Genomic DNA, 21875 nt, shown 5'->3' on the forward strand with positions numbered 1-21875 from the left:
TGTAAATTTCAACGATTTAAGGAATCGCCACCTAGACCAATCAAAAAAAGACTGGCAGCCGCCGTTTTAAAAACAGCTGCTTGCGCCAGTCTAAGAGCCACAAAAATCAGGCTTTTTTCTCAAAATAATTTCCCGGTACTACCGAGATCGTTTTGGTCTGGGTATCGACATCTTCAACATACAGCAGAGAGCTGTAATCGCTGATGGCCCGCTTGCCTTTGAATTTCGTTTCGGCAAAAACCGTAATACCGACTAATTCGGCTTCAAATTCTTCAATCAAGCTCTTCATCCCATTGACCGTGCCGCCGCCTTTCATAAAGTCATCGACCACCAATACTCTAGAGCCGCGCTTTAAGCTGCGCTTGGATAATTCCATTTTTTCGATGCGCTCTGAAGAACCAGAGACATAATTGACACTCACGGTCGAGCCTTCAGTGATCTTGGAATCACGACGCACGATCACGAAGGGAACATTCAAGTAGTAAGAGACTGCTTGAGCGATCGGCACTCCTTTAGTAGCAACGGTCATCACCGCATCGATTTGTTCGCCTAAATATTTGGAAGCGATGATGCGGCCGACTTGGCGCAGCAATTCCGGTTCGCCCAATAAGTCAGATAGATAAACATAGCCGCCAGGCAACAAACGGTCTTGCTCAGACAAGCGTTCTGCCAGCCCTTCGACGTACGCATACGCTTCTTCTTCAGAAATTTCAGGCACAAAAAAAACACCGCCAGCAGCGCCTGGCACGGTATCAAGAATGCCTGTTCCTCGTTCTTTAAAGGTCTTTTTGATAATAGATAAATCTTCGCTAATCGATGATTTTGCAGAGGCATATCGTTTAGAAAAGAAGGACAATGAAATCAATTCATGGGGATGATTCAACAAGTAATGTGTCATATCGATCAGTCGTTCACTTCGACGTATTTTCACACCGGACAACTCCTTTAGTTTATTCGCCTTATTATAAGGCTTTTTCGGGATAAATGCGAGCATTATCTGAAATATTGCTTATATTGTTCGGTTTTGATTAGAGTTTAAAAAAAAGAAACGAAAATTCTTCGTTTCTTTTTCATAAAGCCCTTTATTTGAGGCGCTGTTTTCGTTGCACGAGGATCACGATGCGTTTGATCAAATTGATCACTAAGAAAAGAGCGATAAAAACCAGCGTGATCGTCGCTCCCGGTGGTGTGTCCAAATAAAAGGAACTGGTCAAACCAGACATCATCCCAATCATGCCGATCACGACACTGATCAAAATCACCGCGTTGAAGCTCTTGCCTAAACGCATACTGATGGCAGCTGGTAAAACCATGATCGCAGAGATCAACAATGCACCCGCAATCGGGATCATCATGGCGATTGCCACCCCCGTCAAGACATTAAAGAGCATCGACATCACTCGCACAGGCAAGCCATCGACATGGGCGGTATCTTCATCAAAGGTCAAGATGTACATGGGCCGTTTGAATAAGAAAAATAAAGCAAAAACGACTAAAAACAAAAAGCCTAAGATCCAGACTTGTTCTTGTGTGATCGTAACGATCGACCCAAACAAATACGATTGGATACTCGTTGCGGAGTTTCCACCGCTAAGGTTCATCAGTACGAGGGCTAACGCTAAACCGCCGGACATCAAAATGGCGATCGAGATCTCTGAATAACTGCGGTACAGTGTTCGCAAGTATTCCAAAATGATTGCGGCAATGACTACGATCAATAGCGTCGTCAAACTGGGATTTAGATTTAGAAAGAAGCCTAGTGCCACCCCTGCTAAAGAGACATGGGACAGCGTATCAGCCATCAATGACTGTCGTCGAATCACCAGAAAGACCCCTAGCATTGGTGCGATACCAGCAATAAAAATCGCCGCAAGAAAAGCTCTTCTCATGAATTCATATGAAAGCAGCGCCATGGTGAATCCTCCTTCCGCACTAAACGGATCTGACGGTCCGCATATTCTTTGATATCTTCGTGATCATGGGTGATCATCAAAATCGACTTGCCGTGGTCATGAGCATTGTGTCGCAGCAGTTCATAAAACAGATTGCGGGATTGTTCATCCATCCCCGTGGTTGGTTCATCTAAAATAAATAAATCAGGATCCGTGGCAAAGACCCGTGCCAAGCTGATCCGTTGTTTTTGGCCACCGGACAACTCACCGATCCGTTTATGACGCACGTCCCACATCCCGACGGCATCTAATGCACGGCGGACATGTTCATGGTCTCGTTTCGTCAGTCGCTTGAACCAGCGGTCTCTTGGGTAGCGGCCTGATTGGACCAATTCCAAAACGGTGCTGGGAAATCCCACATTAAAGGAAGCAATCTGCTGAGGAATGTAGCCGATGCTTAATTTTTCACCAGCGGCATTCTTGGTCGCCAAGGTGACTGCTCCTTTAGAAGGTTTCAACAAACCAAGGGTTGCTTTGATCAAAGTAGATTTTGCCGCCCCATTTTCGCCGGTCAAAATCACGAATTCGCCGTCTTCGACAAAGTAGGAAATATCTTCCAAGACGGGCTCATCATCATAATAAAAGGTCAAATCTTTTACATCGATATAACGCACGCAGGCGCCTCCTTAGTGAATACTTTTTTGTAATGCTGCCAAATTGTCTTCCATTACAGACAGGTATGTTTCGCCGTTATCCATCTGCGCTTGCGTCAAGCTTTCTAATGGATTCAAGACCGCCAGCTCCACTCCTGTTTCAGAGGCTAAGGTCTCAGCCACCTTCGATGACGCGTTTTCTTCAAAATAGATAACTTTGACTTGCTTTTCTTCTACATATTCTTTCAGTTCAGCCAACCGACTTGGCGTTGGTTCTTGATCGGGTGAAATGCCCGAAATCGATTCTTCGACTAAATTATACTGCCGTGCCAAATAGCAAAAGGCTGCGTGCTGCGTAACGAAGGTCCGCTGAGTCGCATCCTTTAACGCCGCTTGGTAGGCTTCATCTAAAGCAGAAAGTTTTTCGATATAGGCAGCCGCATTTTCCGTGAAGGTTGCCTTTTGCTCAGGAAACTTCGCAATCAGGTCATCGCGGATCGTTTCTACTTCTTGGATCGCTAAGACTGGATCGGTCCAAACATGAGGGTCATACGTATGATCATGGCCTTCATGGCTGTCTTCATCCTCGTGACCATGCTCTTCCTCTGTGCCTTCCACCAACTGAATGTTTTTGGCCGCTTCGATCACGGCTGTTTGCTCAGGATCGACGGAATCCGTCAAACTAGCGACCCAAGTTTCTAGCTCAGGACTATTGTAGACAAAGGCATCTGCATCCATAATTTTGGTCATATCTTTGGCACTTGGCTCATAGTCGTGAGGTTCGGTTCCTGCAGGGATCAACAAGGAGACCTCTGCTGCATCGCCTACGACTTCTTTCGTAAATTCGTACATTGGATAAAACGTCGTGACGATCGACAGCTTCTCGGTGTCACTCGATTGACTTGTCGCTTCTTGCTGCCCGCAAGCGCCAAGAAGCACGCCCCCTAAAAGGAGTGCTGTAGTAAGTAAGATTTTTTTCATCGGGACTTCCCCTTCCATTTGCTGGCTCATCTTTTTATTTTAAAACGGAACAACTCCGTTTTGTTAGCAAAAGTTACTCTATCAAATGATTTCCGGTTCGTCAAGACAAATCGTACGTTTTACGATTTAAAACTTTTATTTCGAGATAAATCGGAAAACATAGGAGAAAACGTTCATTTGAAGCGGATTCTTCTCTCGGGAACATCGTCTTATTTTACACTGTTGGCCATGCGATTCCTTTGTGTCAGCTTGAAAAATTAGAGAGTATGTAGGATAATAAGCTAAAAGCACTTGGAGGAAACGAAGATGAACGAATTTGTAACTGTGCCGCCAACTGTAAACAACAGCGAATTGCTGAATCGAGTTGATTTACCAGAAGATCCTGCATCGCAGCAAACCGAAGAAATCCGCAAAACGATCGACAAACCATTGTATGAAGAAGACAAAAAGAAAAAATCCGCAAAGAAGCAGCACCAAAAAGAATAGCCTTTGCTTTAGGTAAAGAATCAGACCCCGACGCCTTTTTTTCGTCGGGGACTTTTGTGTAGGGCAGCTTCTAGATGCTTCCTCCCTACCTCAGCTGCCTTTTTCTTCGCTATATGACTGATTTTTATCGAAGGAACGAAAAAACACAGGCACTTCCTGCCTGTGTCCTTGACTCCTTCATTTCAATGTACGTACAAGATAAACCTCGTCACAGAACCCTTTTAAGGCATTGTAGACCCGCTGTGCCCGTGAATATTTTTGACAAAGAGCAAAAACAGTCGGTCCGCTGCCGGTCATCAAGGCAACATCGGCACCATATTTCATCATGCGATCTTTGATCTGTTGGACGATCGGATATTTTGGGATCGTGATGGCTTCTAGGCTATTGCCCATGGCAGCGATCATAGCCGAGTAGTCTTCGGCTAAGACGGCGGCAGACAATGCTGCGATATCTGGATGGTGCAGTTGGTCTAGCTCGACTTCTTGAAAGATTTTCCCCGTTGAAACACTCAGACGAGGTTTGACTAAGATGACCCAACATTGCGGCATCGGCCGCAGCGGCGTCACTAGCTCCCCCTTTCCTGCAATATGAGCAGTGGTCCCATACAGACAATAGGGAACATCAGTACCAACTTCCATACCAATATCGATCAGCTCTGCCATGGAAAGATCCAAGTCCCAAAGGCGAACCATCCCCCGCAACGCTGCCGCACAATCCGTACTGCCACCACCTAACCCAGCTGCCACCGGGATATTCTTGGTGATGCGAATGCGGATGCCTTTTTTGATACCATAGCGTTTTTTTAAAATACTGGCGGCCTGATAGACATTATTGCGTTTATCGATTGGTAAAAAAGCTTTGTTGGTTTCTACAATGATCTTATCTTCTGCTATCTCTTCCATTATCAGACGGTCGGCTAGATCAACACTAGACATCACCATTTCCAACTCATGGTAACCGTCTGTTCTTTTCTCTAACACATCGAGACCGAGGTTGATCTTAGCTGGCGCTTTTTCAATAATCTCCATCTTCATTCATCCAATCATCTGATAGTTATTTAGTTCTATCATAGCAGATTCTTATAAGATAGTTGAGTGATTTCTCTTGTTTTTGTGATTGTTGCCATTTTGGTTGCCCTTTGGCTTGGTTCCTCGTAAAATAGAGGTACCAACTCAATAGATAAAAGAAAGCGGGGGAACCACATGGCAAATTTGATTCCAAGAGATTTAGCAGGCGGCGAAGAACTATTAGGCAAATTAATGAACAGTTTTTGGCAAGAACGGCAAATGAACACGGACATTAAAGAGTACGAAGACAAGTATCTCGTTCAAGCAGATTTACCCGGCATCAAGAAAGAAAACATCCGCGTCAGTTACGTCAACAATACCTTGACGATTTCAGCGGCTCAAACAGAGACCACTGAAACCGAGGATGATTTCGGACATTATTTGCGCAAAGAACGCTCTAGCAGTGCCTATCAACGGACCTTCACCATCACAGACATTGATGAAGAGTCCATTAAAGCAGTGTTTGAAGACGGCGTTTTGACCCTGACCTTACCGAAAGCTAGCTACAAAGACGCACCCGCAAAAAATATTCCGATCGAATAACCGAGATACCAAAAAGGCAGTCCCTTCAGAGAACGCTCTGGGGGAACTGCCTTTTCTTATTTGCGTGCTTGTCGTCGATATGCCTGTCTTGAGGTCTGTGGTTCTTCTTCGGAGACCTCTTTTTTGACGTACAATTTCAAACTGTACGGTTCATGGTATTTGACATCGTTTTTGACAAAATCACCGCCAGTGATAAATAAGCCCACTGGCTCTAGAGGTTGCTTGCCGGTCCATTGAATCGTGCCGACTTTCGTCATCTCCGTGTAGCTGGTCCCGATCTGCAATACGTACTCGTTTTTCCCTTGCTGTTTGACAAAATAGTAAGGGTACAAAGTATTTTTCGGGATCGTAAAGCCATTGGATGACGGTTTGATCGCCAATTCTTCTTGAGCGATCAAGGTCTGCAAATGATTCGCCAATACTAGCTGATAGTCTTCTTCAAAATCGATCACCGCTTTTTCAGTCGTCAAACGATCAATGTCGGTGGTGCTGATAGTTTCCCCTTCAATATTGAAGACTTCATCCGGCAAGACTTTGACAAAGGTCTGAGTGACATCGAACTTCAGGTTTTTATTCAAGAAATAATAGAAGATATTCAGTACCCAGAAATAGACTAAGACCAAAAAGCCGATCGTATAAAGGATCGCTTGAAAATAGTTTTGGTTCGCAAACATTCCATAGACGATCCGCAAAATATACGCCGTTGGAATGATACTGAGGATGGTATAGGCGCGATTCAAGTATTTGGGACTGATGTCAAGATAGCCCAAAAATTTGTGGATGCCGTTGATTAAATCTAAAATAAGCGTCATTTTCTCACCTACTCATTTCCTTGATTCTCATCCATGATCACTTGCTGATCTGGCGTGGTTTCTTCACTTGAAGAAGGCGTTTCTTGATTGTTTTCCGGTGTCGTCGGTGAAACACTCTCATCGCTTGATGGTGTCGTTTCTGTCGGCACCGAAGAAGACGGGGTCGTTTCTGGTGTTACTACTTCACTGCTGGATGACGGTGTTGTCTGCTGGTCATCGTTCGTCGGTTGTGAGTCCGTGCTAGCAGGTGTTTGATTTTGACTGTCCTCCGTTATCGAAGACGGTGTGCTTTCACTTGGTGCTTGTTCGGTCGTTTCTGTCGTTTCCGTCGCACGACTTGGTTGGCGATAACTGCCTGAATTCACCACGCCGGTAGCAGTGGCAATGATCGTTGATATCGTTAAAAGTGCAATTGGTTTTAAAATAGGCGGGACTTTTCGCATGATTCTCATCCTTTTCTTACCCGATTCTGCCCATTGGCAGTCTCGGTTCCTTCAGCCTCTTCTTACCTTTATAATCGTTTCTGACAAAAGGGTCAAGATTCCCGAGGCTTCTGTCGCAGGATTTAAAAAAAACTAAACATGTAACTGTTTTCACAAAAAATAACGACGACAGTTGCCGCCGCTACACAAGGTATTCATAAAACTTTTCAAAGGTCAGGTGCAACGTGCCATGGTAATCCCGTAAAAGGGCGGGCAATGCGATCACTTCTTCATGTTGGATCGGGGCATCGATTTGGATCACCGCTTCTTCCTCATCCAGATAATAAGAACTAAACAGTTCATCATCAGCGACTTCTTCTAGCTGATTGGTCAGCTCCTCATAAAACTTTTCTACGATCGGTTCTGCCAACTCATCAAAGACTGGCTGCAAGGCTGCTTCTACATCTGGAAAAGGCTGCGCGAGTAATTGCTGTCCGCTGAGGGAATGGCGGGTATTCTCATAGGTCAAATAAAGCAGGTCGAAATAATCCTCTTCTTCCCCGATCGCTTCTAGCGTCAAAAGGGCTTTTTCTACCAATGAAACCAAGGCCGAGGATACTTCCTGATGCATCACCGCATCAACTTTTTCAAATAATTGCTGTTTCTCGATGACAAATGTTTCTTCCATAAAAGTGAATTCCGCTTTTTCAAAGCAAAGGGGGGTATCAGAGATAAATAGTTGGATCGTTGCCATGACGTTGCCTTCTTTCTTTTTCAAGCTGCGGACAAACAGATGATTTGTCAACAGCGAAAATCTTCGTTAGCATAAATAATAGCAGGTGAACAAATTGTTCATCAAGTAATAAGGAGGAGATCGAATGAGTAAAGTTGCTGTTATTGTCACTGATCTAGTTGAAGATGTTGAGTTGACGTCACCCAAAGAAGCACTGGAAGCGGCTGGACACGAAGTAGTCGTTATTAGTAATGAAGGCGCCGAGACCGTCGAAGGCAAACAAGGTGGAACATTTCCCGTCGATGCGGCCATCGATACGATCGATCCCGCCAGTTTTGATGCTTTGTTGATCCCAGGCGGTTTCTCCCCTGACCAATTACGAACCGATGAGCGCTATGTGTCATTGACGAAAGACTTTTTGACATCTGATCGTCCCGTCTTTGCCATTTGCCACGGGCCACAACTGTTTATCCAAACAGGACTGACGAAAGATTTGACCTTGACGGCTTATGATTCTGTGCGACCAGATTTAGCCTACGCAGGGGCCACCGTCAAAGATGAGCCCGTCGTGATCGACGAAACTTATCGGTTGATCACCAGTCGGAACCCAGATGACCTAGATGCCTTCAATCAAGCGATTACTGAGGCATTGAACTAACCGCGAATAAGACGTGGTTTCTTTGATAGAAAAAAAGCCGCCAGTTGCAGCGTTCGATCCTTCGTATCGATCGAGCTGCAGCTGAGCGGTTTTTTCTTGCGTAGCTTTTCAGTTTTCAGTGAATGGCTCTTTCCCCGTTACTCGTCAGAGGGCAGCTCAAAACCATCGAAAGTCTCGCCATCATAGTAGCGCAATAATTCTTCCGTCGATAATAAGGAAGACGTCATTTCTTCCTGTGTCTCATTGGCCTCTCGAAGTTGTGCAAGGTAAGCCGCATAGGCTTCTGCCAACTGCCGATAAACAGCTTGCCGTGAAGTTCCTTCCCCCTGGATCGTCGGCAATTCACGGATAAAGGCCCGATAGACGGGGCGGTTTTCCTGCCATTCGATTGGCAACTCAATTACTTGAAGCTGGGCTTCTTCAAACCATCGTTCCATCGCTCTCCCTCATTTCTTTTCTTATTATCGTCAAGTTAGCAGCAAAGGTCAATCAGTGAGCAAAAAAACACAGAACAAGCGTTGAAAGAAATTAACGCATCCGCAAAAGCTCGCTTGTTGGGCTAGCTTTTACGGATGCGGCAATTTATCTGCTTCTTCTGTGTGTTACTCGTTTTTATGCGGCAACATACGCATATTTTTCAATGTTTTGTCGGATCGTTTCAATCATGTCTTCATCTTGTAAGCCAGTGATTTCTGCAATAACTTCCGGTAGTGATTTTTCATCCAAAAGTGCTTGTAACTGTTGGCTTTGCTCATCTTCAGGGTCTTTGTAGTTGAAGATCATGCCGATCGTTTCATAGAGATGATCTGGCTGCATGTTGCGTTTTTCTAACTCAAGGACTGGTCGAATAAAGCGTTCTTCGGTTCCTAATTTGCGGACAGGTGTCCGTGCCACCCGTGTGATGGCATCGGAAATGTGTTTGTTTTTAAAGCGTTGGATGATTTTTTCGATATACCGTTCATGTTCTTCAGGATCAAAAGCCCACTTCTCAATTAAAAGCCGCCCAGTTTCTTCGAGAACGGATTTTAATTGGATAACCACTAAATGGTCCTGCATCGCTTCATCGATCGTCTGATAGCCTTGGAGGGCGCCTGTGTACGCTACCGTAGCATGACCCGTATTGACACTGAATAATTTCCGTTCAATATACGGTTCCAGGTCCGCCACATAATGGACCCCTTGCAGATGGATCGAGGATTTCATCCCTGACTCTTGGATCACCCATTCGCAGAAGGGTTCTACTTGAACGAATAAGGGATCTTCATGGTGTTGCAGCGGTACGATGCGGTCCACCGCTGCATCTGGAAAACCAACCGTCGCTTCCAATGCTGACCAATCCGCAACGTATTTTTGCACTTCGCTTTTTAAAAAGGTCGATCCGCCGATCATATTCTCACAGGCGATCACATCAATAGCTGGCTTGTCTGGGTGTTGCTGACGTGCCTCTAAGCCTTTGGCGATCAGCTCAGCGATATGCGGCAAAATGTTGGGACCAATGGCGGTCGTAAGGATGTCTGCCTCGGCGATCGCTTGGATCACCGCTTCTGGTTCTTTGGCATTGTTCAATCCTGTCACATGCTCGATGTGGATCTGTTCTTGGGTCTCATCGGCTAATTCGATGGTATACCCTTGTCTTGCTTTTAAGGCGTCAATGATCGTTTCATTGACATCAATAAATGTGATTTCAAAGTTGTTGGCAGCCAATATCTCGCCGATAAAGCCGCGACCAATATTACCTGCACCAAAGTGAACTGCCTTCATGTCTTGTCTCCTCCTTAAATCCTTATGCCACGGTCAAACTTTGGGCGATTTCTTCTTTATCTAAGGCATCCGCCAATTCGACAACGTTATCGATATCGCTGCAAAAGAGGGCGATTTGTTGGACCAATTGCAGATGATCTTCTCCTTTGCCCGCGATGCCGAAAAGGACGGTGACGATTTTTTCTTCGTCCGCGGTACCGAAATTCACGCCATCCGGCACTTGCACGATACAGATACCTGATTTTTTGACGTATTTTTTTGCTTCATCCGTACCGTGAGGAATCGCAATAAAGTTCCCCATATAGACTGAGAGCATCTCGTCACGCTCAAGCATGGCTTCGACGTATTCTTTTTCCACGCAGCCTGCCGCCAGCAGTTTTTCGCCGCAGTAACGAATGGCTTCTTCTTTGGTCGCAAATTGTTTGTTCAATTCAATCATGTCTTTTTCTAATACTTGCATTCGGCTCATCCTTTCTTAATTTGCTGCTTTGATCGATGCTACGATCCGTTGATAGTTCGTCGTTCCCATCAAATTATTGACAGATAGGTGGATCGCTTCTGGCGCTGACGTTTGCGCTTGCGGCGTTAAGGCTTCTTTCGTGATCACCAATGAAGAGGCGTTGGCATGGAGATCATTGATATGGCTTTTTCTGATCGGCATCGTCAGAGCTTCTTTGGCTAAAAGATCTTGGAAGACTTTCTGAGCCATCGTTGCCGAACCTTTGCGATCATCGTGGGCCAAAATGATTTCACTGACTTGCTTAAGGTCATTGGCGGAAGGAACATCTGCCTGGTTGCCTGCTTCAGACGTTTTTGCTGACTCCCCCGCTGTCTTAGTCCCTGACAATGTGGCTACGATTTCATCATACCGTGGAGAGTTCAGGAAATTTTCAACCGCGACGAAGGTCGCATTTGGCGCTTTTTGTTTGGCACGTTCTTGCAATTCTTCTTGAGTGACGATCAGCGTATTGGCATCGTCCGTCAAATTGTTGATGGCGGAATTCGAGACATTTTGTGGAAGACCCGCTTCTTTGACTTTTTTACGTAAGATCGATGCCCCCATAGCACTGGAGCCCATGCCTGCATCACATGCGAAGATGATACGATTGATGCCAGTCATTGGTTGAGCCGCCAAGCCTTTAGCGCTGAGTTTTGCTGCTTGCGTTTGTTGTACTTTTTCTTCAAAATTATCCACTGTATCCTTCGCATCCGCTTTCAAAATTGCGGCAGCGACGATAAAGGACACGCCTGCTCCTACGGCAATTCCGGCTAAGACAGAAACGACACTCATCACCGAGTTGAATGGCGTCATTGCTAAGATCGCAATGATCGAACCTGGTGAAGCAGGTGCCCGTAAGCCTGCACCTAGCAATTGGAAGGTAAAGCTTCCTGATACACCGCCGGCAATCACTGCTAAGAACATCAATGGTTTCATCATGACGTATGGGAAGTAGATCTCATGGATCCCACCGATAAAGTGAATGATGATCGCTCCAGGTGCCGAAGATTTCGCTGCTCCTTTTCCGAAGAAAGTGAAGGCTAGCAAGACTCCTAAACCAGGTCCAGGATTGGCTTCTAATAAGTAAAGGATCGATTTCCCAAATTCGCTGACTTGCTCAGTGCCTAGTGGTGTCAAAATTCCATGGTTGATGGCATTGTTTAAGAATAAGATTTTTGCTGGTTCAATAAAAATATTGGCTAATGGAATCAAGTGGGCATTGACGATCACTTCTACCCCTGCTGCCATTGCTTCTGTCAAGGTGTTAACAACTGGCCCGATTGCTACAAAGCCCAGTAATGCTAAAGCAAAACCGATCAAACCTGATGAAAAGTTGTTGACCAACATTTCAAAGCCAGCGCGAACTTTGTCTTGGAAGATCTCGTCAAATTTCTTGATGACCCAACCGCCTAAAGGACCCATGATCATTGCACCCAATAGCATTGGGATATCCGTTCCGACGATGACCCCCATCGTTGCGATCGCCCCAACCACGGCTCCGCGGTCACCAGCAATCACTTTCCCGCCAGTGTACCCGATCAAGATTGGGATCAAATACGTTAGCATTGGACCGACCATCGTTGCAAAGGCTTCATTTGGTAAATACCCATCTGGAATAAATAATGCCGTTAATACACCCCATGCAATCAATGCGCCGATATTCGGCATCACCATACTCGACAACGTACTGCCTAATTTTTGAACTTTTGCTTTGACTGATGATTTGGCTGCTTTTTGTGTCTGTTCCATTTTTTTCTCTCCTCTCGTCTGCTTACACCCTTATTGTAGGCGCTTCCCAAAAAGCTCGAAAGTCGTACTTTGGCACAAAAAACTGTGCCAAAACTTGTAGCCAAACGGACATCACAAAAAAAGGCGAGTAGCCCTACACTCACTGGCTTTTTGTTATGTTTCACGTGAAGCATTTCTATTTGTTTTTTGCCAAAACGCAAAAAAAAAAACGTGTACCCGCTCCTTCTACTCAAGGTAGAAAGAGCGAGCACACGGAGGCAGCTCATTCATGTATTTCGTTCGCTGCTCTTGTTGCAAGCCAGTCTGCTGCTGATCGCTTATTCTTCTGCCAGCAAAATCTGTTGGATCTCTTCAACCGATTCGGCATCACTAAGCGCCCGAACATTTTGCATATCAGAACAAAAAAAGGCGATTTCTTGCAAAACAGCTAATTGCTGCTCTTTTAGGACGACTACGAAAAGGATCGTAGCGATTTTGGGCTGCTCCTTCGTGCCGAAGTCGACGCCATCAGGCACTTGGATCAAAAAGAGTCCTTCTTCCTTGATCCATTGCTGGGCTTCTTCTTCCGCATGGGGCAATGCCACAAAGTTACCGATGTAAACACCTGTTTTTTGATGGCGCCGCAAAAGGCTTTTGACATAGGGCAAGGAAACGATCTCCTGGTTGACTAAGTACTCGCCAATTTTTGTCAGAGCCTCTGTGGCATCGGTAAAGTGTTGATCCAACAAAATCCGCTCCTGTGGAATATACATCGCTGATCCCTCCTATTGTTTTACTTCTTCAATCAAGAGCGAAGAGAGCAACTGATAAATAATCGAATCATTGCCGGAATTAAAAATCTCCGTATTTAGATCATTCATAATGATCGAACCACTGATTTTTCCTAACATCTGAGAGCTTGTTTCATTGATAGGATACGGCGCCAGCATGACTAATAAACGGGTAACAGCGATTTCTTTTTTATCCATCGCTAGAAGTGGCAGTGGCTGTTTCAAATCGAAAATACGAAAAACAGGTTGCAGGATCGCCGAACTCGCCGCGTGAAACAAGGCAAAGTGGGTGTCAGGAATGCCCACTGGCGCTTGGAAGTAGCGCCTTAAGAGACGATCAACAACTTTCTCACGATCCAAAACAACATGTGCATCAAAAGACGTCAGCACCAGCTGCAACGTTTCTTCCAAGTCCGATGGGTTATCAATGGTCTGCACTTGAAACAGCGCCAATAGCTGGTTAATAGCTTCGATAAAAGCCAAGACCGCTTCATAGGATTCCTCTTTGACCAAAGCAGAGGGCGCTTTTTTGGCGGAACGTTTTTTCTGACTAATGGCTTGGAAGGCCTTCTTCAACTCTTGAATGTCTTCTTCTAGCAAGATCGGTGAAACGAGTTTGTATTCTCCTTGATACCCTGGCAGCAAGGAAGTCGAGATCACCAAGTCATAGGTCTCCTCGATATTTTCCCGTTTGACATCCCCCACTCGAAAGAAGGTGATTTGATTGATAAAGGGAAAATGTTTCCGCAGCTGCATCTCTAATAAACTGATGGAGGCTAATCCGCTAGGAGAGATCCCTGCAATATTGACTTCTAACACTTTCGGATTTTTTTCCAACGAATTGGCAAAATGCAGGACCATATAGGCGATTTCTTCTTCCGAGAACTGCTGCTGCGGAAAGACTTGCGGCAAATGATTGCGAATCCCGCTGGCGATCTCGACATACTGGTTCATGATTTTTTCTAGGATAGGGTTGTTCAAATGATCTTCTTCTAAAATCGCCCGCGTCATCACACCTGAGATATGGGTCAGCAGCATTTTATACAAGTTCGTATCTTCATAAAACGCCACTTCCGTTTGCTCACTGACCAATTCGATCAAGCGTTTTACACGATAAGCCAAGTCGGTATCAAAATGGTCATCAAAAAAATCACGGTCAAAGGAATTGGCAAAATCACCTAGTAACACGGCAAAAAAGACGATTTCGTTGATGGAATAAAGCAGTTTGGTCTTTTCGGCGATCTGAGCAAAAATCTTTTTCGCCACCTTCAGCAAGTCTTTGTTGATCTGACTCGGGTACGTCTCTTCTTCCACCGTGTAGCCCAAAGCTACCCGATCCATGGCTAGCGCCAGCATCAAGACGATAAACGCCAATTTGCGGTCACTAAGTTCTTTGAACTGCGGCTCGATGGTTTCTCGAATCAGCCGCTGGGCTAGCAATAGATGGTCACGGGACAGAAATTGAAAAATAAACGGGGCTTCATCATCGGTTTCCAGTAAATGGAAAAATTGGTATTCATTGATCTCCATCACTAGTGTATTGGCTGTGAGCAACCGCCGGTACTTTTCGGAGCCTTCGATCTCATACCCTTGATTGCGCACGATCCTTAACGGCAGCCGTGCGAGACTTTCTTCTAGTTGTTTGATATCTGAAAAAAACGTCGTATTGCTGATTTGGTAACGCTCCAAGAAAAAATGACTGGATACAGGCTTCGTGGCGGTAGTCAGTTGCAACAAAATACGGTGTTGCCGCTCACTAGCCGCGAATTCTTGATCGGTATCTGCCATAATGGCTTCTTGTAATTGGCGAATGCTCGTTTCTGATGCAAAAATTTGGAAATGACCACGACCGACCTTCTCTAAGGTAGCTCCTACTGTTTCCAGGGATTTTTCTAGATTAGCCAGTTCACGGTACACCGTTCGTTTACTGACTTTTAAGACTTGCATCATGCGATCTAAAGAAACCGGACCGGTACTATTCATCAATTCCGTTAATAAAAGTGTTTCACGATTGGTCAAAAACATAGTCGACTCCTTCTGTCAGTAACTGACGATACGCATCTGTCGTCAATAAATCATCCACCACCAGTAAAGGAACATCTGGGATCGGGCACTTTTCTGCAAGTTCTTTCGGGAGGATATAGATTGCCGTAGGATCAAGAGCTTGTCCTTCATATGCCATTTTTTTGATGGTCAAAGGAAGCGCTTGTTGGCGGGCCATTTTTCTTAGTATCTCCACTGCCATCGTTTGTGAACCGCGTTTTTTTCCAGTATACAAAAAGATGATCGTTGAAAACCCTAGCGAACTTGCTGCTTCGATTTGTAGCGATTGTTGCGGATCCTGTTCTCTTCTTTGTAATTCTTGGATCAGCGGGGTATACTCATCTGCCGCCAAAAAATTATCTAACACATAATGCTGTGCGTGAGGTGTCTGCTTTTGGGCAATAGCTGCTAATTCCCGTTGGGTGATCACCAAAAGCGCGGGATCATCCGTCACACGATAAATCGACTGATAGCGGACAGGAAACGTTAGCTGGGCTTCTTCTAACTCTTTCTTTAGTATGCTGGCGCCGATTGCACTGGACCCCATCCCTGCGTCACAGGCCACGACGATCTCCGTCACTTTCTTCATTTTCGGCATCTTACGCTCCTCATTTTCTGTATTGGTCTTCCGTTTTAATAGCACACTAGCAATTGCAAACGATACGACCGTACTGACGACAATCCCAGCTAAGACACCCAGGATCATAGAAGCCGGTGTATTGAGTAATATCGCCAAAATCGAGCCCGGGGACGCCGGTGCTCTCAAGCCTACTCCTAAAAATTGGAAGATCAGTGTACCGCTGAAACCACCAACGATCGGACCGAGCAACACCCAAGGATCGAGCAGAACAAACGGGAAATACACTTCATGAATCCCGCCAATGGCCTGCACAAAAATGGATGCTGCGGCATTCGTTCGGTTTCGCTTTGAACCAAAGAAAAGATACGCCGCTAAGACCCCTAATCCCGGACCGGGGTTGGCCTCGATCAAAAATAAAACCGACTGACCGTTGACTGCCGCAGCTTCGATTCCTAGCGGCGTAAATAGTCCATGATTGACAATATTATTAAAAAACAAAACTTTCAATGGTTCTACAATGATATGAATAAAGGGCAAGACATTTTGCCGAACGAAATAATCCACGAGCTGATAGCTGCCGAGACTGAACCAATTAAAAAGCGGCGCCAATAGGAAATAACTACCTAAAAAAAGGAGTCCGCCAAGCGCACCTGCAATAAAATTGCGCACCAGCATCTCATAGCCACTTTTGACCTTACTAACGAACGAATCACTGCGATACAACAGCCAGCCTGCCAGTGGTCCCAGTAGCATCGCCCCAAAGACTTGGGGAATATCCGTTGCGAGAATAGCCCCTAAGACCGCCACTGCTCCTACGACCCCACCTCGCTCAGGTGCCAACATTTGCCCACCTGTATAAGCAATCATGAGGGGCAGCAACACAGTCAAGACCCCTTGTTCCATTTGCTGGATCACTTGTTGATCGACTGAAAAAAAAGGCAGCAGGAATGAAATCAGCATCCACGCAATAAAAATACTTAGATTCGGCATCATCATGCGAGAAAGATAATTCGTATAAAACTTAACCGTTATCATTTTTTCTCTGGAAGACGAGGTCTTGTTCATTTTATCCGCTTCCTTTCTCTTTTCTATTATAAGATGTTCTGGCAAGACTGAAAACAAAAAAAGCATACGTTTTTTTAAACAGAAATCAAAAAAAGCTGACGTAAAACGCCAGCTTTTGAAATAGCTTCAATTGATTTAGTTTACGCGTACCGCGAAATCTGGTGAGTAATAAGAGTAACTGCTGACAGAAACACTTTGACCAGGTGTTGGTGCATGAATGTATTGTCCGTTACCCATAGCGATCGCCACGTGATGCGTGCTTCCACGGCTACCCCAGAATAACAGGTCGCCAGCTTTTGCTTCGTTGATCGAAATCACCGTACCGGAAAATTCTTGTGCGTAAGTTACCCGTGGTAATGAGATGCCAACTTTAGCAAATACATATTGTGTAAAGCCAGAACAGTCAAAGCCATCTGGTGTCGTACCACCCCAAACATAAGGGGTACCAATGTATTTCATTGCTTCTGCTACGATTGCTGAACCGTTGACCGTTTGTGCGGGTGCAGGAGTATTGCTTGCACCATTGCCGCTATTGTTCGATCCTTGGTTGTTATTGCTATTGTTATTGTTGGCAGGCGTCGATGGTGTCGTATTTGTTGAACCGCCACCTTGTGATGAACTGCCTTGCGTAGTATCAGTCGTCGTACTAGAATTTGTTGTTGAGTTTGATGTCGTTGAATTCGACGTTGAAGACTCACTTGATGCTGCTTCCTGAGTAGCTGCTTCAGCTGCTGCCGCTTCTTGTGCTGCTTGTTCACGAGCTGCTGCTGCCGCCGCTTCTTCTGCAGCGATGCGTGCTTGTTCTGCTTCGTATTCTTCTTTTTGTTTTTCTAAATCAGCTTTTTCATCTTCTTTCGATGCTTGTTGAACAGCCAATTCCGCTTGCAAAACATTTAAATCAGCTTGTTTGGCTTGTAGATCCCCTAATTGTGTTTCTAATTCAAATTGGTTCGCTGCGATTTCTGCCAATTTATCGTCGTTTTCCGCTTTTTTCGCTTCAACTGCTTCTTGGTCTGCTTTTTGTTGATCCACAAGATCTTTGTTAGCATTGACGATCGTTGTCATTGCTTGCACACGACCAATGGCATCGGTTAAAGAGTCAGCTTCTAATACTGCATCAATAAAGTTTGTGCTTTGACCGTTGACTTGAACGTCACGGGCTTGTTTTTGGATCGCTTCTTCACGCTTTTCGATTCTGACTTTCAAATCGACAATTTCTTGCTTCAACTTTTCAGAATCCGCACGCAAATCCCCTTGTTGTTGCAACAAAGCTTGGGCTTTTTCATTGATTGCAGCCACGTCGCTTTCAAGTGCTGCTACTTGTGACTGGATGCTTGCTTGCTGGTTTTGCAAGTCAGAGATTTCTTGATTTTTTTCTTCAATTTTATTGTCAAAATCTGATGCAAAGACAAGTGTCGGTGCTGCTGCAGAAGTAAGAACAATTGAACTTACTAACAAGAAAGATAAAATTCGCTTTTTCACTCTTCATTCCTCCGGCTGTTGCTTCCCCTAATATGGTTTTTTTATGTATAAATGCTTAAGAATACCTAAAGTCCTTCACGATAGTGTGATTGTAACACAGCCGTATGTCAGAGAGATAAAAGGAATATTACAAAAACATTTCAATCGCTGTTATTTTTATACCGTCAAACGCAAAAAAAAATGAAGCTATTCGTCTTTGAATAGCTTCATGAATGGAACGACTAAAAGGATAAACAAAATGATGTTCAATAAAAGCGTTGGTGCTAAAAAGCGGGAAACAAAGAATGACGTGCTAACTGATGCGATCTTAAATAGCAACTGGACGCCCAACGTCACAACTTCTAAGCTGGTAACAAAGATGATCATTCCGAAAAACATGGTAAATACATTTTGATAAAGCGTATTTTTCAAAATGTACATGATCCACACGATCAAGGGAAACGCCACCGTGTAGATGCCGATCACACCGACATAATACACGTCATAGAGACAGCCGATCACCAGCGCCGTGGTAATCAAAAAGTTTTTCGGCAAATACTTTGCGCCACACAAAAGGGCGATCAGCAAAAGATGGGCACTGGCGATATAATTGTCTTGGGTCCATTTTTCCAAAAAACGCGTCAGTTGTCCATCTGCCAACATCATCAAAAAGAAGACGCCCGCTGCCAGGTATTTGATGTAGTCATGCTTTTTCATGGCTATTCCTCACCTGCCAAGCGTTTGATAATCGTTACTGCTTGAATATCATACATTTGGGCATACGGTTTTACAAATACTTGGGTATCAAGACCAAACTCATCTTTGGTGGTACGGATCACTGTTCCGATCGCTAAATCGGCGGGCGAGTTCCCTCCTAATCCAGAGGTCTGCACGACATCGCCTTCCTTCAGCTCATTGTCCCCCGTCAATTGGGTAATGACTAAGGAACGTTCTTTTTGATCGTAACTACTTAGGATCCCAAAGTTTGACCCATCTTCGCCACTGATCCGAACCGGATAGTGGTTGGAATTCTGGTTTTCAGAAGTCAAAAGTTCAATTTTAGAAGAAGCTGCATTGACCTCAATGACACGACCAATCAAGCCTTTTTGTGACATGACTGCCATGTTGACCTCAACGCCATCTCTTGAGCCTCGGTCCACGATCAGCATATCTTGCCAAGTATCCGGTGACCGATTGATGACATTGGCGGAGATCCGTTCATAATTCGTCAAGGTTGCGTTCAGCTCTAGCTCTTCTTTCAAGGCATCGATTTCTCTTTGCGCATTGTCCTTCGCTTGTTCCAGTTCCTCAAAACTGTCCAACTTCTCTTTTAAACGTTCATTTTCTTCATAGGTCACAAATAAATTTTTGACTGAATTGGCACCATTTTCGATCCAACGAAAAGGAGCGGTAATCACTTTATCGATAAAGCCAACGGAGTCATTGACCGTAGATTGCACGGCATTGGTGGAGTTTCCCGCTGCTCGGCGGGCGATCGTCACGCTTAATACCGTGACAACTAAAATCACAATAATCAATGTGATGATAATATTTTTATTAGGATTAAACTTTTTCACAAAGACACCTCAAATAATTCCAAACTGTAGTTCCAATTTTACCATTAATACCCTGCAAACAAAAGCTAAGTTGACCGTCTTAATGTTTTTTTTGTAATTAAGTTTCTGAAATTTTCAACAAAAAAAAGAGACGTTCCGTCTCTTAATCACAACTTTGAATGACTGCTATCATCCCGCTGCTAAAGGAAAAACCTGCTGTTTGTGTCAGAAATTCATTGCTGGCATATGAAGTTGGGTACGGTACTTGGACGTTTTCTAATAAATACTTGCTACCTGTTAACGTCAAATCTGTTACCGGCGTCAAACAGCAATACGCCAAATACTGCATTCCGAGTTCTTTTTCCAGTTGATAGGTGCCTGGTAAAAAGAACTGAACAACATTTTGACGATCTAAAAAACGCAGATTTGGGGCAAATGGACGAAACCGATCTTCTAAGGGCAGCCATAGATTGGCTAAAAGATGGTCGAGACGTCCCCCTGTTGCACCAATCAAGTCGATTTGCGCTTCTGGATAGCGGCGCAACGTCTCCACCAATGCCAATTGGGTATCTGTATCATCTTTTTCAGCAGGGGCTTGAATCACTGTCCTAACTTGTTGTTTGACCGCTTGCAGTTCTGCTACGGTCAGGGAGTCGAAATCACCGATTGCCAGATCGACTGGCCGTTGGTGCTGAAGCAAAAACAGGGCCCCGCGATCAATTCCAATGTATTTATCATACGCCATCAACTGTGGCCAATTTTCAGGGCGCCCACCTGCTGCTAACAAAATCTTCATTTATTGCAAAGCTTCTTTCAAGGCTCTGATTTGTGCTGCAGGTTCATCGGCATCGTAAATATAGCTTCCTGCTACGAAAACATTTGCACCTGCTTCCAGACAACGTTTGGCTGTCTCAGGAACGATCCCGCCATCTACCTCGATATCATAATGATAGCCTTTTTCTTCTTTTAAAGCAGCCAGCGCCGCAATTTTTTCCAGTGATTCTTCAATAAAGGATTGCCCACCAAACCCTGGATTGACCGTCATAACTAACACTTGATCACACATGGATAAAACATGTTCAATGGCTGAAACTGGTGTGCCTGGGTTGATGACGATTTCTGCTTTGACATTTTCTGCCACAATCATTTGGATCGCACGATGGATATGAGGTGTTGCTTCTGCGTGGATACCAATGATATCTGCTCCAGCTTCTGCGAAGGCATGGATATACTTTTCTGGCTCGGTGATCATTAGGTGAACATCCAACGGCAGTTTGGTAACTGGGCGAATCGCTTTAACGATGTTTGGGCCTAAGGTGATATTAGGGACGAAATGACCGTCCATCACGTCTACGTGAATGTAATCTGCGCCATGGCGCTCTACCAGCTCAATGTCTCTTTGAAGATTTGCAAAATCGGCACTTAAAATAGATGGTGCTAGTTTCATCATGTTTTCCCTCACTTTTTCTTCTTTTTATAAACCGGACGTCGGTTTTCAATCTCTTCTAAAAATTGCACGTAATTCTTATAACGAGTCTCGGCGATCTCATTTGCTGCAACTCCCTGCTTGACTGCACAATCAGGTTCATTGAGGTGCATACATTCCCTAAAACGGCAGTTGGCAGCTACTGCTAAAAAATCAGGGAAGAGCTTTGGTAACTCTACTGCTTCGATTTCCAGAAAATCGATTGAACTAAAACCAGGCGTATCGGCAACCAATCCATCACAAATCGGCAAGAGCTCCACATGACGGGTCGTATGTTTCCCCCGTCCGAGAGATTCTGAGATCACTCCTGTTTCCAATGCCAATTCCGGGACGATTCGATTCAATAGCGTAGACTTTCCAGCACCGGATTGCCCCATAAAGACGGTAATCCGCTCAGGGAAGTACCGTTGAAGTTCCAATAGATCTTCGCCTTCTGCTTTTGACGTGATCACGTGGTAGCCAATTGCTTGATAGGTCTCCTCAATTGCTTTCATTGCGGCAAGATCTTTCACAAGATCCGCTTTTGTCAAAAAGATGATCGGTTCGATCCCCTCATACTCTAAGGTCACTAAAAAGCGATCCAATAGGTTATAGGAGAAGTTCGGCTCAACTAGACTTGTCACGACCACTCCTTGATCCACATTTGCGACTGGCGGT

At 44.8% G+C, this 21875-nt stretch carries 24 protein-coding genes (1 of these 24 cut by a window edge); 3 read left to right on the forward strand and 21 right to left on the reverse strand.

What is annotated here, in order from left to right; all coding sequences use genetic code 11:
- Window positions 1-106: 106 nt before the first annotated feature.
- From purR to IGI84_RS15635, 4 genes are all read right to left on the reverse strand, one after another.
- Window positions 107-931, reverse strand: a complete 825-nt coding sequence (purR, locus tag IGI84_RS15620; protein ID WP_005230273.1) for a pur operon repressor — start codon at window positions 929-931, stop codon at window positions 107-109.
- Window positions 932-1082: 151 nt separating this feature from the next.
- Window positions 1083-1913 carry a metal ABC transporter permease gene (locus tag IGI84_RS15625; protein WP_005230272.1) on the reverse strand — a complete coding sequence of 277 codons (831 nt, stop codon included), beginning with the start codon at window positions 1911-1913 and terminating at the stop codon, window positions 1083-1085.
- Window positions 1886-2566, reverse strand: coding sequence for a metal ABC transporter ATP-binding protein (locus IGI84_RS15630; RefSeq protein ID WP_005232967.1), 681 nt, complete (start codon window positions 2564-2566; stop codon window positions 1886-1888). The genes IGI84_RS15625 and IGI84_RS15630 overlap by 28 nt, the downstream gene beginning before the upstream one ends.
- Window positions 2567-2578: 12 nt before the next feature.
- Entirely contained in the window at window positions 2579-3526 is a 948-nt protein-coding gene (locus IGI84_RS15635; protein ID WP_430600555.1) for a metal ABC transporter substrate-binding protein, read from the reverse strand.
- A 306-nt stretch (window positions 3527-3832) separates the two neighbouring features.
- Between IGI84_RS15635 and IGI84_RS15640 the strand changes: the two genes are divergently transcribed.
- On the forward strand, window positions 3833-4012 hold the full coding sequence (locus IGI84_RS15640; RefSeq protein ID WP_077454128.1) for a hypothetical protein: 180 nt from the start codon (window positions 3833-3835) through the stop codon (window positions 4010-4012).
- Between the two features lie 177 nt (window positions 4013-4189).
- Here the strand turns inward: IGI84_RS15640 and ispE are convergent, their stop codons facing one another.
- Complete coding sequence (gene ispE / locus IGI84_RS15645; protein WP_034878197.1) at window positions 4190-5041, reverse strand: 4-(cytidine 5'-diphospho)-2-C-methyl-D-erythritol kinase; 852 nt, start codon at window positions 5039-5041, stop codon at window positions 4190-4192.
- Window positions 5042-5215: 174 nt separating this feature from the next.
- On the opposite strand from ispE, the gene IGI84_RS15650 reads away from it, so the two are divergent.
- The gene (locus IGI84_RS15650; protein ID WP_077454126.1) at window positions 5216-5623 is read left to right on the forward strand and encodes an Hsp20/alpha crystallin family protein; all 408 of its coding nucleotides are present in this window, start codon (window positions 5216-5218) and stop codon (window positions 5621-5623) included.
- Window positions 5624-5679: 56 nt separating this feature from the next.
- Here the strand turns inward: IGI84_RS15650 and IGI84_RS15655 are convergent, their stop codons facing one another.
- The 3 genes from IGI84_RS15655 to IGI84_RS15665 all read right to left on the reverse strand — a co-directional run bounded on the left by IGI84_RS15655 (window position 5680) and on the right by IGI84_RS15665 (window position 7611).
- The gene (locus IGI84_RS15655; RefSeq protein WP_086291449.1) at window positions 5680-6435 is read right to left on the reverse strand and encodes a DUF6681 family protein; all 756 of its coding nucleotides are present in this window, start codon (window positions 6433-6435) and stop codon (window positions 5680-5682) included.
- Between the two features lie 8 nt (window positions 6436-6443).
- Entirely contained in the window at window positions 6444-6878 is a 435-nt protein-coding gene (locus IGI84_RS15660) for a hypothetical protein (protein WP_077454124.1), read from the reverse strand.
- Window positions 6879-7059: 181 nt separating this feature from the next.
- Window positions 7060-7611, reverse strand: coding sequence for a hypothetical protein (locus IGI84_RS15665; protein WP_368256487.1), 552 nt, complete (start codon window positions 7609-7611; stop codon window positions 7060-7062).
- 124 nt (window positions 7612-7735) lie between these two features.
- Between IGI84_RS15665 and IGI84_RS15670 the strand changes: the two genes are divergently transcribed.
- Entirely contained in the window at window positions 7736-8248 is a 513-nt protein-coding gene (locus IGI84_RS15670) for a type 1 glutamine amidotransferase domain-containing protein (protein WP_142425192.1), read from the forward strand.
- Window positions 8249-8385: 137 nt separating this feature from the next.
- On the opposite strand, the gene IGI84_RS15675 is transcribed toward IGI84_RS15670, so the two are convergent.
- The 13 genes from IGI84_RS15675 to rsgA all read right to left on the reverse strand — a co-directional run.
- Window positions 8386-8685: a hypothetical protein gene (locus IGI84_RS15675; RefSeq protein WP_010748852.1), complete on the reverse strand. Its 300-nt coding sequence runs from the start codon at window positions 8683-8685 to the stop codon at window positions 8386-8388.
- 175 nt (window positions 8686-8860) lie between these two features.
- Complete coding sequence (locus IGI84_RS15680) at window positions 8861-10009, reverse strand: mannitol-1-phosphate 5-dehydrogenase (protein ID WP_010748851.1); 1149 nt, start codon at window positions 10007-10009, stop codon at window positions 8861-8863.
- A gap of 22 nt (window positions 10010-10031) precedes the next feature.
- Window positions 10032-10469 (reverse strand): PTS sugar transporter subunit IIA, encoded by a 438-nt coding sequence (locus IGI84_RS15685; RefSeq protein WP_005230254.1) that lies wholly within the window; start codon window positions 10467-10469, stop codon window positions 10032-10034.
- Window positions 10470-10484: 15 nt separating this feature from the next.
- Window positions 10485-12257, reverse strand: a complete 1773-nt coding sequence (locus tag IGI84_RS15690; protein WP_144771831.1) for a PTS mannitol transporter subunit IICBA — start codon at window positions 12255-12257, stop codon at window positions 10485-10487.
- A gap of 317 nt (window positions 12258-12574) precedes the next feature.
- Window positions 12575-13009: a PTS sugar transporter subunit IIA gene (locus IGI84_RS15695; RefSeq protein WP_005232954.1), complete on the reverse strand. Its 435-nt coding sequence runs from the start codon at window positions 13007-13009 to the stop codon at window positions 12575-12577.
- A 12-nt stretch (window positions 13010-13021) separates the two neighbouring features.
- A complete protein-coding gene (locus tag IGI84_RS15700; RefSeq protein ID WP_368256484.1) occupies window positions 13022-15052 on the reverse strand; it encodes a BglG family transcription antiterminator in 2031 nt (676 codons plus the stop codon).
- Window positions 15033-16781 (reverse strand): PTS sugar transporter, encoded by a 1749-nt coding sequence (locus IGI84_RS15705; RefSeq protein ID WP_368256482.1) that lies wholly within the window; start codon window positions 16779-16781, stop codon window positions 15033-15035. Before IGI84_RS15705 ends, IGI84_RS15700 begins: the two co-directional genes overlap by 20 nt.
- A 69-nt stretch (window positions 16782-16850) precedes the next feature.
- The gene (locus IGI84_RS15710) at window positions 16851-18197 is read right to left on the reverse strand and encodes an NlpC/P60 family protein (protein WP_368256480.1); all 1347 of its coding nucleotides are present in this window, start codon (window positions 18195-18197) and stop codon (window positions 16851-16853) included.
- A gap of 186 nt (window positions 18198-18383) precedes the next feature.
- Window positions 18384-18893 (reverse strand): rod shape-determining protein MreD, encoded by a 510-nt coding sequence (mreD, locus tag IGI84_RS15715; protein ID WP_005230239.1) that lies wholly within the window; start codon window positions 18891-18893, stop codon window positions 18384-18386.
- Between the two features lie 2 nt (window positions 18894-18895).
- Window positions 18896-19753, reverse strand: a complete 858-nt coding sequence (mreC, locus tag IGI84_RS15720; protein ID WP_077454117.1) for a rod shape-determining protein MreC — start codon at window positions 19751-19753, stop codon at window positions 18896-18898.
- A gap of 142 nt (window positions 19754-19895) precedes the next feature.
- Complete coding sequence (locus IGI84_RS15725) at window positions 19896-20528, reverse strand: thiamine diphosphokinase (protein WP_216691522.1); 633 nt, start codon at window positions 20526-20528, stop codon at window positions 19896-19898.
- Window positions 20529-21182: a ribulose-phosphate 3-epimerase gene (gene rpe, locus IGI84_RS15730; RefSeq protein ID WP_005232947.1), complete on the reverse strand. Its 654-nt coding sequence runs from the start codon at window positions 21180-21182 to the stop codon at window positions 20529-20531.
- Window positions 21183-21190: 8 nt separating this feature from the next.
- On the reverse strand, window positions 21191-21875 hold the 3' portion of the coding sequence (rsgA, locus tag IGI84_RS15735) for a ribosome small subunit-dependent GTPase A (RefSeq protein ID WP_086291441.1). The gene runs 200 nt beyond the window's last position; only the last 685 of its 885 coding nucleotides appear in the window; its start codon lies off the right edge, out of view; it ends in the stop codon at window positions 21191-21193.

This window comes from Enterococcus sp. DIV0008, from assembly GCF_050542615.1.
GTDB classification, from domain to species: Bacteria; Bacillota; Bacilli; order Lactobacillales; family Enterococcaceae; genus Enterococcus_D; species Enterococcus_D innesii.

What these genes read in the sequence shown, in the direction of transcription:
- IGI84_RS15625 (WP_005230272.1), bottom strand. Translation starts at nt 1,913, where the DNA reads ATGGCGCTGCTTTCATATGAATTCATGAGAAGAGCTTTTCTTGCGGCG.
- IGI84_RS15635 (WP_430600555.1), bottom strand. Translation starts at nt 3,526, where the DNA reads ATGAAAAAAATCTTACTTACTACAGCACTCCTTTTAGGGGGCGTGCTT.
- IGI84_RS15640 (WP_077454128.1), top strand. Translation starts at nt 3,833, where the DNA reads ATGAACGAATTTGTAACTGTGCCGCCAACTGTAAACAACAGCGAATTG.
- ispE (WP_034878197.1), bottom strand. Translation starts at nt 5,041, where the DNA reads ATGGAGATTATTGAAAAAGCGCCAGCTAAGATCAACCTCGGTCTCGAT.
- IGI84_RS15650 (WP_077454126.1), top strand. Translation starts at nt 5,216, where the DNA reads ATGGCAAATTTGATTCCAAGAGATTTAGCAGGCGGCGAAGAACTATTA.
- IGI84_RS15655 (WP_086291449.1), bottom strand. Translation starts at nt 6,435, where the DNA reads ATGACGCTTATTTTAGATTTAATCAACGGCATCCACAAATTTTTGGGC.
- IGI84_RS15660 (WP_077454124.1), bottom strand. Translation starts at nt 6,878, where the DNA reads ATGCGAAAAGTCCCGCCTATTTTAAAACCAATTGCACTTTTAACGATA.
- IGI84_RS15665 (WP_368256487.1), bottom strand. Translation starts at nt 7,611, where the DNA reads ATGGCAACGATCCAACTATTTATCTCTGATACCCCCCTTTGCTTTGAA.
- IGI84_RS15670 (WP_142425192.1), top strand. Translation starts at nt 7,736, where the DNA reads ATGAGTAAAGTTGCTGTTATTGTCACTGATCTAGTTGAAGATGTTGAG.
- IGI84_RS15675 (WP_010748852.1), bottom strand. Translation starts at nt 8,685, where the DNA reads ATGGAACGATGGTTTGAAGAAGCCCAGCTTCAAGTAATTGAGTTGCCA.
- IGI84_RS15680 (WP_010748851.1), bottom strand. Translation starts at nt 10,009, where the DNA reads ATGAAGGCAGTTCACTTTGGTGCAGGTAATATTGGTCGCGGCTTTATC.
- IGI84_RS15685 (WP_005230254.1), bottom strand. Translation starts at nt 10,469, where the DNA reads ATGCAAGTATTAGAAAAAGACATGATTGAATTGAACAAACAATTTGCG.
- IGI84_RS15690 (WP_144771831.1), bottom strand. Translation starts at nt 12,257, where the DNA reads ATGGAACAGACACAAAAAGCAGCCAAATCATCAGTCAAAGCAAAAGTT.
- IGI84_RS15695 (WP_005232954.1), bottom strand. Translation starts at nt 13,009, where the DNA reads ATGTATATTCCACAGGAGCGGATTTTGTTGGATCAACACTTTACCGAT.
- IGI84_RS15700 (WP_368256484.1), bottom strand. Translation starts at nt 15,052, where the DNA reads ATGTTTTTGACCAATCGTGAAACACTTTTATTAACGGAATTGATGAAT.
- IGI84_RS15705 (WP_368256482.1), bottom strand. Translation starts at nt 16,781, where the DNA reads ATGCTTTTTTTGTTTTCAGTCTTGCCAGAACATCTTATAATAGAAAAG.
- mreD (WP_005230239.1), bottom strand. Translation starts at nt 18,893, where the DNA reads ATGAAAAAGCATGACTACATCAAATACCTGGCAGCGGGCGTCTTCTTT.
- IGI84_RS15725 (WP_216691522.1), bottom strand. Translation starts at nt 20,528, where the DNA reads ATGAAGATTTTGTTAGCAGCAGGTGGGCGCCCTGAAAATTGGCCACAG.
- rpe (WP_005232947.1), bottom strand. Translation starts at nt 21,182, where the DNA reads ATGATGAAACTAGCACCATCTATTTTAAGTGCCGATTTTGCAAATCTT.